Annotated in this window: 10 protein-coding genes and 2 pseudogenes; 7 read left to right on the top strand and 5 right to left on the bottom strand. The window is 62.2% G+C overall.

All coding sequences use genetic code 11. The features are described 5' to 3' along the window. Positions 1-220 precede the first annotated feature (220 nt). Positions 221-1,648: a mechanosensitive ion channel family protein gene (locus EGJ22_RS12540; protein ID WP_029886930.1), complete on the bottom strand. Its 1,428-nt coding sequence runs from the start codon at positions 1,646-1,648 to the stop codon at positions 221-223. A 289-nt stretch (positions 1,649-1,937) separates the two neighbouring features. On the opposite strand from EGJ22_RS12540, the gene ycaC (EGJ22_RS12545) reads away from it, so the two are divergent. From ycaC (EGJ22_RS12545) to EGJ22_RS12560, 4 genes are all read left to right on the top strand, one after another. Beyond that, positions 1,938-2,567, top strand: coding sequence for an isochorismate family cysteine hydrolase YcaC (ycaC, locus tag EGJ22_RS12545; RefSeq protein ID WP_009681621.1), 630 nt, complete (start codon positions 1,938-1,940; stop codon positions 2,565-2,567). A 114-nt stretch (positions 2,568-2,681) separates the two neighbouring features. After that, the gene (locus tag EGJ22_RS12550; protein WP_029886931.1) at positions 2,682-2,990 is read left to right on the top strand and encodes a hypothetical protein; all 309 of its coding nucleotides are present in this window, start codon (positions 2,682-2,684) and stop codon (positions 2,988-2,990) included. A 37-nt stretch (positions 2,991-3,027) separates the two neighbouring features. Further along, positions 3,028-3,846: an alpha/beta fold hydrolase gene (locus EGJ22_RS12555; RefSeq protein WP_029886932.1), complete on the top strand. Its 819-nt coding sequence runs from the start codon at positions 3,028-3,030 to the stop codon at positions 3,844-3,846. Between the two features lie 315 nt (positions 3,847-4,161). Next, positions 4,162-6,003, top strand: coding sequence for an amidohydrolase (locus tag EGJ22_RS12560; RefSeq protein WP_033744724.1), 1,842 nt, complete (start codon positions 4,162-4,164; stop codon positions 6,001-6,003). Between the two features lie 177 nt (positions 6,004-6,180). On the opposite strand, the gene EGJ22_RS12565 is transcribed toward EGJ22_RS12560, so the two are convergent. Beyond that, the gene (locus EGJ22_RS12565; RefSeq protein WP_029887796.1) at positions 6,181-7,092 is read right to left on the bottom strand and encodes a LysR substrate-binding domain-containing protein; all 912 of its coding nucleotides are present in this window, start codon (positions 7,090-7,092) and stop codon (positions 6,181-6,183) included. Between the two features lie 191 nt (positions 7,093-7,283). On the opposite strand from EGJ22_RS12565, the gene ycaC (EGJ22_RS12570) reads away from it, so the two are divergent. After that, a complete protein-coding gene (ycaC, locus tag EGJ22_RS12570) occupies positions 7,284-7,913 on the top strand; it encodes an isochorismate family cysteine hydrolase YcaC (RefSeq protein WP_009681627.1) in 630 nt (209 codons plus the stop codon). A gap of 195 nt (positions 7,914-8,108) precedes the next feature. Here the strand turns inward: ycaC (EGJ22_RS12570) and EGJ22_RS12575 are convergent, their stop codons facing one another. Together EGJ22_RS12575 and EGJ22_RS26530 are read right to left on the bottom strand one after the other, a co-directional pair. Next, complete coding sequence (locus EGJ22_RS12575) at positions 8,109-8,687, bottom strand: PBECR2 nuclease fold domain-containing protein (RefSeq protein ID WP_033745187.1); 579 nt, start codon at positions 8,685-8,687, stop codon at positions 8,109-8,111. Between the two features lie 375 nt (positions 8,688-9,062). Then, positions 9,063-9,335 (bottom strand): annotated as a pseudogene (locus EGJ22_RS26530) (hypothetical protein); the annotation flags it as partial. A 395-nt stretch (positions 9,336-9,730) separates the two neighbouring features. On the opposite strand from EGJ22_RS26530, the pseudogene EGJ22_RS12585 reads away from it, so the two are divergent. Further along, positions 9,731-10,009: pseudogene (locus tag EGJ22_RS12585) on the top strand (type II toxin-antitoxin system RelE/ParE family toxin). 13 nt (positions 10,010-10,022) lie between these two features. After that, complete coding sequence (locus EGJ22_RS12590; RefSeq protein WP_064314327.1) at positions 10,023-10,307, top strand: HigA family addiction module antitoxin; 285 nt, start codon at positions 10,023-10,025, stop codon at positions 10,305-10,307. A 4-nt stretch (positions 10,308-10,311) separates the two neighbouring features. Here EGJ22_RS12590 and EGJ22_RS12595 read toward each other — a convergent pair whose 3' ends face one another. After that, on the bottom strand, positions 10,312-12,099 hold the full coding sequence (locus tag EGJ22_RS12595; protein WP_029887799.1) for a monovalent cation:proton antiporter-2 (CPA2) family protein: 1,788 nt from the start codon (positions 12,097-12,099) through the stop codon (positions 10,312-10,314). Positions 12,100-12,251: the final 152 nt, after the last annotated feature.

The raw sequence follows: 12,251 nt of genomic DNA on the forward strand, positions 1-12,251 counted from the left end.
CCGCGCGCGCCTGTCACAGGCGTTACTGGCCCGAAACAAACGTAGGAGCGAGCGCAGCTCGCGATTGCGCCGCGCGGTCGGCGCTCGATCTCACAGGCGCTGAAGATGCTCCGGCTACCCTTGCCAGGAACCATAGAATCTCCCACAGGGATTGCATAAGCCCTGAGGCCTGTGCGGTCAATGTGGGAGCTGGCTTGCCGGCGATAGGGCCAGTACAGGCTTACTTGTGCAACCAGCTGAGGAAGCCGCCCTTCTTGATCAGGGCCGGCTTCTGCAGCAACAACGACTCCCGGCTCTGGCGCCGGAACCGCTGCAACTTGCTCAGCGCCGTCTGCACATCGCCACGTTGCGCCAGGCAACTTTTCACCTGCTCTTTGTCGATGCGGTACAGCACGCAGCTGGTCAGTGTACGGAACTCGGCCAGTGACTCGTCTTCGTCGATGATCCCCTCCACCCCCAGCACCTCGCCCGGCCCCATGCGCCCGGCCTCCAGCAGCTTGTCGCCATCGCGCACAGAGGCCGACACCACGCCGCTGCCAATCACCAGCAAATGGTCGGAATGCGCGCCTACCTCCAGGATCACCTGATCCGCCAGGTACTCCACCGCCGTCATGCGCTGGCTCAGTGCGTCACGCTCTTCAGCGCTTAGCGAACGGAACACCCGCACCTCGTCCAGCACTTCGCGCTGGCGGCTGCGTGGCGGCATGGCCAGGTCGACGTTCCACATTACCCCGCTCGCCTCCAGGTGGCGGTGCGCCAGGTCGAACAACTGGTTGCGCGCCGCGGTCTTGCCGCCCATGTCGGCAATGAACCCGTTGGCCTCGTACTCCACCGACTCCAGTGTCGAGGCCTTGACCGACACCTTGGGCGCAGGTGAAGCAAGGATCGCGCTGGTGCCCTGCAGGGCTTTTTCCAGTGCGTCGAACACCCGCCTGGGCCGCACTTTGGCCGGCACTACCACGTTGATCGACACCCCATGCACATCCGCCGGCCTGCTGTGGTTGAGCAGGCGCGCCTTGGCCGCCACCGAATTGGGGATCACTGCCAGGCTACCTGTGCCCGTGAGCAGGCGCGTGGCCCGCCAGTCGATATCCAGCACCTTGCCTTCGGTGCCGTCGATCGCGATCGAATCGCCAATCTGGTAGGGCCGCGTGGTGTTCAGCACGATGCCGCTGAACACGTCAGCCAGCGTGCTCTGCAACGCCAGGCCTATGACGATGGCCATCACGCCCGAGGTGGCCAGCAGGCCCTTGACTGGCAGCTGCAGCACATAGCCTGCGGCCGCGACTACCGCGGCAAGGAAGATCAGCGCCCCCAGCACGTCCTGCAGCAAGCGCCCGCCGTGGCTACCCCGCGCTACCAGCAACAGGCCGAACACCACGGTGACCGTGCGCGCGCCAAACAGCCACCAGCCGATGGCCAATACCGTGGCCATCAGGTTGCGCGGCACATCGTCCGGCCAGGGCGGTGGCTGCAGCGGGCTCATGCCGGCGGCCACCAGCACCGCGCTGAACAACAGGAAAAGCACCAGCCGCATACCGATGCGCCAGGCCCGGTGCTGGAGGGGGATCAACTGCCAGATTACGAGGTCGAGCAGGATCAGGGCAGTACCGAGCAGCAACGGGGACGACTGGATGAACGCCAGCATGGTGGTCTCGGGAGTGAGGGGAGGGCTGTGGGTAGTAATAGAGCAGGTTGGCCGGGCAGGCAATGGGCGCCTGCGTGCGGGTAAACCCGCCCTGAGCGAGATGCGGTCGCTGTGGGAGCGGGCAAGCCCGCGAAGAGGCCAGCAAATCCAGCGCCAATCTATCGTTCCCAAAACAGAACGCTAAAGCCAAAAACCGCTATCTACCGCTCCAAAGGTGACGGTTTTAATCTTCTCCCATCAACGCGAAACACCCAACTTGCTGAACTTCAAACCCTATGGAGCAACGACCATGACCAACTTCAAATACAACCGCCTGAACAAAGACGATGCCGCCGTACTGCTGGTCGACCACCAGGCTGGCCTGCTGTCGCTGGTGCGCGACATCGAGCCGGATGCCTTCAAGAACAACGTACTGGCCCTGGCTGACCTGGCCAAGTTCTTCAACCTGCCGACCATCCTCACCACCAGCTTCGAACAAGGCCCCAACGGCCCGCTGGTCCCGGAACTGAAAGCCCTGTTCCCGGACGCGCCGTACATCGCCCGCCCAGGCCAGATCAACGCCTGGGATAACGAAGACTTCGTGAAGGCGGTGAAGGCCACCGGCAAGAAGCAGCTGATCATCGCCGGCGTGGTCACCGAAGTGTGCGTAGCCTTCCCGGCGCTGGCCGCCCTGGAAGAAGAGTTCGACGTGTTCGTGGTTACCGATGCCTCCGGCACCTTCAACGCCATGACCCGCGACGCCGCGCATGACCGCATGAGCCGCGCTGGCGCCCAGTTGATGACCTGGTTCGGGGTTGCCTGCGAGCTGCACCGCGACTGGCGCAACGACATTGAGGGCCTGGCCGCGCTGTGCTCCAACCATATCCCGGACTACCGCAACCTCATGACCAGCTACAACGCCTTCAACGCCAACAAGTAAGCCGCAGCCGCGGGCACCCTCAGCCGGTGCCCACGCAGGGCAGCACACTTATCCAATCCAGCGCCCGTTGGCCGTTGCACAGTGGCTGTGGGCAAGCTCATCCAAGGAACGCCGATGAACACCGCACTCCAAGACAACCGCGAAGTGGTGACCGTATGCCTGCAGCACCAGGTGCTCGATAGCACGCCGGGTACCTCGGCCGCGCAACCGCCGCGCTGGAAGCAGGCGCTGCTAACCTATCTGGTGATCTGCCCGATGACCATGGTCGTGCCGCAACTGCTGGCGCCGCTGTTTGCCCGCTTCCCGCAACTGGGGGGCGCGATCACCGGCAACCTGATCGTCAACCTGTTCGTCATTCTGCCCATGGTGTTCTACTTCATGCCTTGGGTGACCCGTCGCTGCGCCAACTGGCTGCGCGGCTGAGCCAGCCCCTGACCTCGATAATCCAGGAGATACCGCTATGAGCACGTTCGTTACCCGCGATGGTACTTCGATCTACTTCAAGGACTGGGGCACCGGCAAGCCCGTGCTGTTCAGCCACGGCTGGCCGCTGAATGCCGACATGTGGGACACGCAGATGGAGTTCCTGGCCAGCCGCGGTTACCGCGCCATTGCCTTCGACCGCCGCGGTTTCGGGCGCTCGAGCCAGCCATGGAACGGCTACGACTACGACACCTTCGCTGATGACATCGCCCAGCTGATCGAACACCTCGACCTGCGTGAGGTGACCCTGGTGGGCTTCTCCATGGGCGGCGGTGACGTAAGCCGCTACATCGGTCGCTACGGCACCGAGCGGGTCGCCGGGCTGGTGCTGCTGGGCGCCGTTACGCCGGTGTTCGGCAAGCGTGACGACAACCCCGAGGGTGTCGACCTGTCGGTGTTCGAAGGTATCGTGGCTGGCCTGCGTGCCGACCGGGCGCAGTTCATCGCCGACTTCGCCGCACCGTTCTATGGCATCAACCATGGGCAGCAGGTATCCCAAGGCGTGCAGACGCAGACCTTGAACATAGCGCTGATGGCGTCGCTCAAGGCCACCCTGGATTGTGTGACGGCGTTCTCCGAAACCGACTTCCGGTCGGACATGGCCAAGGTCGATGTACCGACGTTGGTGATTCATGGCGATGACGACCAGATCGTGCCGTTCGAGACTACCGGCAAGCAGGCGGCGGCGCAGATTCGTGGGGCTGAGCTGAAGGTGTACGCCGGCGCGCCGCATGGGTTTGCCGTGACTCATGCGCAGCAGCTGAATGAGGACCTGCTGGCGTTCTTGAGTCGCTGAACAAGCCGGGGCCGCTCTGCGGCCCCAATCGCTGGCAAGCCCAGGCAACACAAAACTTGATCAGGGCTAACCTTCAACAGCCCCACCGCACATCCATCCAAGCCTTGCCCCTGTATCGGGCGGCATGCTCTGCAGTCGCGCCTGCCGCCGCCGCGCCCAGAGACGGAGAACACCATGCCCCAGGACCGCCACGACAAGACTCGTCGCCAGTTCCTCGCCAGCAGCACCGTACTGGGTGCTGCCGGCGCGCTCTGGTCTGCATTGCCCTTCACCGGCGCCGCCGGTTCCGCTCACGCATCCACCCAAGGAGGTTCCATGACCGCCGACCTGATTCTGTTCAACGGCAAGCTGCACACCGTTGACCGCGAAAAGCCCACTGCCACCGCCGTCGCCATCAAGGACGGCCGTTTCATCGCCGTGGGCAACGACGCCGAGGCCATGGCCCACAAGGGCGCCAGCACGCAAATCGTCGACCTCAAGCAGCGTACGGTCATCCCCGGCCTGAACGACTCGCACCTGCACCTGATCCGCGGCGGCCTGAACTACAACCTGGAGCTGCGCTGGGAAGGCGTGCCGTCGGTGGCCGATGCCCTGCGCATGCTCAAGGACCAGGCTGCGCGCACGCCTACCCCGCAGTGGGTGCGTGTGGTGGGTGGCTGGAACGAGTTCCAGTTCGCTGAAAAACGCATGCCGACCCTGGAAGAAATCAACCAGGCTGCACCCGATACGCCGGTGTTCCTGTTGCACCTCTACGACCGCGCATTGCTCAACCGTGCCGCACTCAAGGCCGTCGGTTACGACAAGAGCACCCCGAACCCGCCGGGTGGCGAAATCCAGCGTGACAAGTTCGGCAACCCGACGGGCATGCTGATTGCCCGCCCGAACGCGATGATCCTCTACGCCACCCTGGCCAAAGGGCCGAAGCTGCCGCTGGAGTATCAGGTCAACTCGACCCGCCAGTTCATGCGTGAGCTGAACCGCCTGGGCCTGACCAGTGCCATCGACGCTGGCGGCGGCTACCAGAACTTCCCCGACGACTACTCGGTGATCCAGGAGCTGGCCGACAACAACCAGCTGACAGTGCGCATTGCCTACAACCTGTTCACCCAGAAGCCCAAGGAAGAACTGGACGACTTCAGGAAGTGGACATCCAGCGTCAAGCTGCACAGCGGTACCGACTTCCTGCGCCACAACGGCGCTGGCGAAATGCTGGTGTTCTCCGCCGCCGACTTCGAGGACTTCCTCGAGCCGCGCCCGGACCTGCCGCAGACCATGGAAGAAGAGCTGGAGCCGGTGGTGCGCCACCTGGTCGAGCAGCGCTGGCCGTTCCGCCTGCATGCCACCTACAACGAATCGATCACGCGCATGCTCGACGTGTTCGAGAAGGTCAACCGCGATATCCCGTTCAATGGCCTGCCGTGGTTCTTCGACCACGCCGAAACCATCACCCCGCAGAACATCGAGCGCGTGCGTGCGCTGGGCGGCGGCATCGCCATCCAGGACCGCATGGCCTTCCAGGGTGAGTACTTCGTCGACCGCTATGGCGCCAAGGCTGCCGAGCAGACCCCGCCGATCAAACGCATGCTGGAGATGGGCGTGCCGGTCGGCGCGGGCACCGACGCTACCCGCGTGTCCAGCTACAACCCCTGGACCTCGCTGTACTGGCTGGTCAGCGGCAAGACCGTTGGCGGCATGGAGCTGTACAAGGAAGGCCTGGACCGCGAGACCGCGCTGCAGCTGTTCACCCAGGGCAGTGCTTGGTTCTCCAGCGAACAGGGCAAGAAGGGCCAGATCAAGGTAGGCCAACTGGCCGACCTGGCGGCACTGTCGTTGGACTTCTTCAGCGTTGATGAAGAAGCGATCAAGGGCATCGAATCGGTGCTGACCATTGTCGATGGCAAGGTTGTATACGGTGCCGGCGAATTCGACCGCCTCGGCCCACCGCAGGTGCCAGTGCTTCCAGAGTGGTCTCCAGTAGCCAAGGTGCCGGGGCACTGGCGCGTGGGTACGCCGTCGCTGGCGGCAGCCGTGCACCAGTGTTCGGGGCCGTGCGGGGTGCATGCGCACAGCCATGACAAGGCGCGCAAATCGAGTGTGCCGGTCAATGACTTCCAGGGGTTCTGGGGGGCGCTGGGCTGTTCGTGCTTTGCTTTCTAAGCTGATGTGATGTCGAGAAGAAGGGGCCGCGCGGGTAATGCCTGTCAGTTAAGCGTTACTGGGGCTGCTTTGCAGCCCTTCGCGGGCACGCCCGCTCCCACACGTTAGGCGCTGAACTCAAGAAATGCGCGATACCCTGTGGGAGCGGGCGTGCCCGCGAAGAAGCCAGCTCAAGACTCAAGCCATGTCGCTGACCGCAAACTCTTCGGCCAAGTGATCGATCAACGCCCGTACCGAAGGCAGCAACCCACGCCGCGACGGGAATATGGCATGCACGATGCCACAGCGCGGGTGCCAGTCCGGAATCAGCTCCACCAGCCGCCCCGCCGCCAGGTCCTCGCGCACCGCCACCCTTGGCAAGTGCGCAATGCCGACCCCGGCCACCACGAAATGGCGCAAGGCAAACAGGTCGTCGGTGACCATGCGTGGTTTGTGCGGGATGACGATGCTGCGGCTGCTGTCTTCACCCCGAAACAGCTCCCACTGGTACTCGCGCTGGGCGCTGCCCCAGTGCAGGCTGGGCAGCGTGCTGAGCAACTGCGGGTCGAAACCTTTGGGCAACTGCTCCAGGTATTGAGGTTGGCCGACCAGGCACTGGGTGCTGTTGCTCAGCACCTTCATCACCATGTCGGTGTTTTCCAACGGTGGAAAGCGCACCCGCAAAGCGACGTCGAAGCCCTCGTGCAGCAGGTCGACGCGGCGGTTGGTGCTTTCGATGAACAGCTCCACCTGCGGGTACTTGAGCATGTAGCGGGTCAGCATCGGCCCGACCCAGGAGTTGAGCAGGGTGGTCGGGCAACTGATGCGCACCAGCCCGCGCGGTTCGCTGCGGTTGCGCTCGATGATCTCCGCCGCACCCTCGGCCTCCACGCGCATGGCCAGGCAGCGGTTGTAGTAGGCCTGGCCGATCTCGGTGAGCGAGCAATGGCGGCTGGTGCGGTGCAGCAGGCGCACGCCCAGGCGCTCCTCCAGGTCGGCGATGCGCCGGCTGAGCTTCGACTTGGGCATGTCCAGCGCCCGGCCTGCCGGGGCGAAACCACCGTGCTCGACTACCTGGGTGAAGTAGTAGAGGGAGTTGAGGTCTTCCAATGGTCGGTCTCCGGGTTTGGCTTGCCGGCGATAAGGCCAGCACAGCCCCTACACAGCCATCGTTCACGAAACGGAACGCTAAAGCCAGATTCTGCTGACTACCGCCACAAAGGTGATGATTTTAATCTGTGCCCATCAACGCGAAACACCCCGAATAGCTGAAAAATTCATAAACCTTTGGAGCACAGACCATGAGCAAATTCACTTACAACCGCCTGAACAAAGACGACGCCGCTGTACTGCTGGTAGACCACCAGGCTGGCCTGCTGTCGCTGGTGCGTGACATCGAACCGGACAAGTTCAAGAACAACGTGCTGGCGCTGGCCGACCTGGCCAAGTTCTTCAACCTGCCTACCATCCTCACCACCAGCTTCGAACAAGGCCCCAACGGCCCGCTGGTACCCGAGCTGAAGGAACTGTTCCCGGACGCGCCGTACATCGCTCGCCCCGGCCAGATCAACGCCTGGGACAACGAAGACTTCGTCAAGGCGGTGAAGGCGACTGGCAAGAAGCAACTGATCATTGCGGGTGTGGTGACCGAGGTGTGCGTGGCGTTCCCGGCGCTGTCGGCGCTGGAAGAGGCGTTTGACGTGTTCGTGGTGACTGATGCTTCCGGCACCTTCAACGAAATGACCCGCGATGCGGCGCATGACCGCATGAGCCAGGCCGGTGCGCAGATGATGACCTGGTTTGGCGTGGCCTGTGAGCTGCACCGTGACTGGCGCAATGATGTGGAAGGGCTGGCGGCGCTGTGCTCCAACCACATTCCGGATTATCGGAACCTGATGACCAGCTATAACGCGTTGACTGCAGGGAAGTAACACCAAGTAACCTGATGGTTGAGTTCCACTAAGAGCGATCGTTGACTTGATACAAGAGTGTTGATAGCGTTTCAGTTGAGCGCGAAACCAGCTGCCATTCAGCGGCAACAGTTGGCGTAGGAACCCCGCCGATGGCTGAATCATCAGCGTCGGGTGAGACCTCCACACCCTGGCTTGAGGGTGTGCATATGAATATCAAGCACGCTTGCAGGGCCACTGGCGACAGTGGCCCTTTTCTTTGCCTGACAGGAATGTGTACCGCTTGTACAGCAGCTTGCCGTGGCGATGTTTGTTCAGCGCTTTCGCATCGCATTGCCTGAAATTCCACAGCATTTTGCCTTTGTTGAGGACTACGACCACCAGCATCTGCCGCTTGGTTTCATACACGCCTATGAAGGCCAGCCTGTTTGTGTCATTGGTATATGCCACCTGCCACACTTCAAATGGTCCGATCAGGGTATCGAGGGCGACTTTGACATAGCGCTCCCGGGCATCCTGTCGCTTCTCGACGATGTGATGGATGCAGCTACGCTGAATCAGGATGTCACCCATCGGGCTCCTGATGACTACCCGGCAGGCATCTTTTATCCCTAAGCCCAAGTGTTGCGCAGCAAGTTCGACTGCGGCGTCATGTGACTCGGCAGCTGCTAGTAATTCGATAGCCTGGGCGCGTAGTTCGCGCGCAAGCGTTTTGAGGTCGGGCAGCTTTTCGTCAACCCAATTCTTCTGGCGCTTGCTCTCGGCGACTTTCGCGGTTGGGTGGTTCGGGCTCAATGAGATACCTGGCTGCGATAGGTGCCGCTGACGCGGTGACGGCGAAGTGAGCCTAGAGAGAAGGGTTGCGGCGAACAATCAGACGCGGGGTGACGCGCCGTGTAGGGTGTTTCCTATATTGAGGCTGAGCAGGCCAGGCACCTCGGCCTGCTCATGGCGGCTGTGATGCCCTTCAACTTGCGGGCTGCGACTCGATACCCTCCAGCAATGCTTTCAACCAACCCTCCTGCCATTTCAATTGCATTCAGGTTGCCCCAGAACAGGCTGTTGCCGGTTTCGCCCAGGTGTTCCAGGGCTTTGTAGCCACAGCTGTAAGCGCCCGCAGGTACCGGCCCTTTCGCGGGCTCGCCCGCTCCCACAGGTGTCGCGCAAGCTTCAAACCCAGTGCAGAACCTGTGGGAGCGGGCATGCCCGCGAAGAGGCCGGTACCGGCAATCTCAATTCACTGACTGCATTCAGGTTGCACCAGAATAGGCTCTTGCCGGTTTCGCCCAGGTGTTCCAAGGCTTCGTAGCCACAGCAGTAAGCGCCCCGCGGGTACTAGGCGACATGCACCAGGGCGTCATGGGCGCAGATGCCCGGGTTTACGGTGAACAAGTGTGGGTGGCCAGCATCGCAGCGGTTGAAGGCGCGTTGGGCTGTGTCGGGCTGAACTGTAACGACCCATTTCCCCGCAGAAGGCGGAAGCTGTACGCGGGGTGGAAAACCGGTGGGCAGGCAAGCCGGTTGGCCAAACGGCTACACGCGCACAACTGCCATTACGGCAGCCCTTTATCACATCCGGGTTTCCATACCCGATCGCTGAACCGACAGCGACCCGGTGATCGTCAGGAGACAGGATGAGGGCGTTCAGAGCCCCCAGATTGGCGAGTGCCCCATTCCGCTTTGGGCAATTTCTGACAGTGAAAAAGGATGGCATGACGGCGCCATTGAGGAACGTCGAGAGCAAACTGGGCAACCCGGAAATCCTTCAGGCGTAACCCCATGTTCCGCTCCACTGCCAGCTTGAAAGGTGTAAGGCATGACCTTACACTAACCCTTCAATGATCAGAAGTTTCAGGCACAAGGGCCTGAGGCTGCTCCATCAGCAACGTGACACATCTGGGGTGCGTGCGGATCATGTCAATCGCTTGCGGCGTTTGCTTGCTTCCCTTGACGTAGCAAAAACGGCTTCAGATATGAATCGCCCTGGTTATCGTCTTCATCCCCTGCATGGAAAGCTGGAAAGCTTTTGGGCGGTGAATGTTTCGGATAACTGACCCCTCGTGTTTCGCTTCATTGGTACCGATGTGGAGCTTGTTGACTATCTCGATTACCACTAAGGAGGCCTCAGCCATGCCTATGTTTGATCCTCCCCATCCCGGGGAATCATTGCGAGAGGATGTGTTGCCCGCAATTGGAATGAACGTCTCTGAGTTAGCTCGTCACCTGGGCTACTCACGGGGGCAGTTATCCACGGTGCTCAATGGGCGTGCCGCAATATCTGCCGATCTTGCTTATCGACTTGAATTGGCTGGCCTCGGTCCTGCCCGGCAGTACCTTGCCGAACAGGCGGCCTACGATCTTTGGCAAGCGGCCCACCGTGAGCACCCTAAGATAGAGCGGTTGATATATGCCTGATTGTTCAGTCCGCATCCGAATCAAACAACCGCTCCAACTCAACCCGCGCCTCCTTGGCCGTCTGCATCACCTTGGCCCGGTCATCGCGGACTTGCCCCTGGGCCACTAGCACTTCTTCGTCATGCTGGGTGAACCGTGCAATCCGGTCCGCCGCCTGCTCATCGCTCAAACCCAGCCCCACCAGCGCGCGGCGGGTCATCTCCAGGCTGGAATAGAACGTCTCGCGGATTGGCTCGGCACCGACATCCGCCAACTTGTGCACATGCTGGCGGTTGCGCGCACGGGCCAGCACTTTCAGGTGCGGGTACAGGCGCTTCACCCGCTCAGCTGTGTGAATGGCAGCTTCAGGGTCATCGATGGTGATGATGAAGTACTCCGCTTCACCCACCTTGGCGGCATGCAGCACTTCCGGGCGCAGCGGGTCGCCGTAGAACACCGGCACCTGCTCGAACATACGAGTCATCTCGATGGCATCGACCGAGGTTTCCAGGGCAATGAACGGGATCTTCTGCGCGCGCAGGATGCGTGCAACGATCTGACCCATACGCCCCATGCCGACGATTACCGCCCGAGGCGTATCCGCCTGTATCTGCTTGTATTGCTCAGGCACTTCACGCGCAGGTTGCGGCCGCTTGAGGGCGCGGGCGCAGGCAATCATCAGCAGCGGGGTAATGGCCATCGACAGGGTGATGGTCATCAGCAGCAGGTCGTAGGTCTGGGTGTCGAACAGGCCCTGGTCCTTGCCCAGCTTGAACACCACGAACGCGAACTCGCCGCCGGCCGCCAGCACCATGCCCAGGCGTAGCGCGCTGGCGCCGCTCAGGCCACCGGCCAGGCGGCCAACGCCAACCAGCAGCACCAGCTTCACAGCCACCAGCAGCAGGGTCAGGCCCAGCACCACCAGCGGCATTTCCAGCAGCAGCCGCAGGTTGGCACCCATGCCGACACTGATGAAGAACAAACCCAGCAGCAGGCCCTTGAAAGGCTCGATCTGAGATTCCAGCTCGTGGCGGTACTCCGAGTCCGCCAGCAACAAGCCGGCGAGGAAGGCACCCAGCGCCATGGAAATGCCGGCTTCCTCCATCAACCAGGCGGTACCGATCACCACCAGCAGCGCAGTGGCGGTAGACACCTCTGGCAGGCCGGTGCGGGCCACCGTGCGGAACACCGGGCGCAGCAGGTAGCGGCCGCCGACGATCACCACGGCGATGCTGGCGAAGATCTGCAAGCCGTGTTGCAGGCTGTCGCCGTGGCTGGTGTCCGGCCCGCTGGCGGCCAGCAGCGGCACCAGGGCGATCAGCGGTATGGCGGCGATGTCCTGGAACAGCAGGATGGCGAAGGCCAGGCGGCCGTGCGGGGCATTGAGTTGCTTGCTTTCGGCCAGGCTTTGCAGGCCGAGGGCGGTGGATGACAGCGCCAGGCCAAGGCCGAGCACGATGGCAGCAGGTAGCGCCTGACCGAAACCGAACAGGGCAATGGCGCCGATCAGCACGCCGGTCAGCACCACTTGGGCGGTACCGACGCCGAACACTGCCTTGCGCATCAGCCACAGGCGTTTGGGTGACAATTCCAGGCCGATGATGAACAACAGCAGCACCACGCCCAGCTCGGAAATGTGCGCCACGCTTTCGGTATCGCGGATCAAACCCAATGCCTGCGGGCCAATGACCACACCGGCCAGCAGGTAGCCAAGCACGGCACCTAGTTGCAGGCGCTTGGCCAAGGGCACGGCAAGGACGGCAGCGAGCAGAAAGATCACCGCGGTTTGTAGAAGGCTGCCTTCATGTGGCATGGGCTCGTACTCCATGAGCTGCCGGGGCAGCGTTCGAACAGGTTGGCGGACAATTCTGAGGGCCGGGGTGGCGTTAGACAATCTGCCATCGGGGAGAAAGATTGTCCTGAAAAATGAGACAACCGGTGCAGCCCCTGTGGGCGCGGGTTTCC

It is taken from the genome of Pseudomonas sp. p99-361 (assembly GCF_003935475.1).
GTDB classification, from domain to species: Bacteria; Pseudomonadota; Gammaproteobacteria; order Pseudomonadales; family Pseudomonadaceae; genus Aquipseudomonas; species Aquipseudomonas juntendi.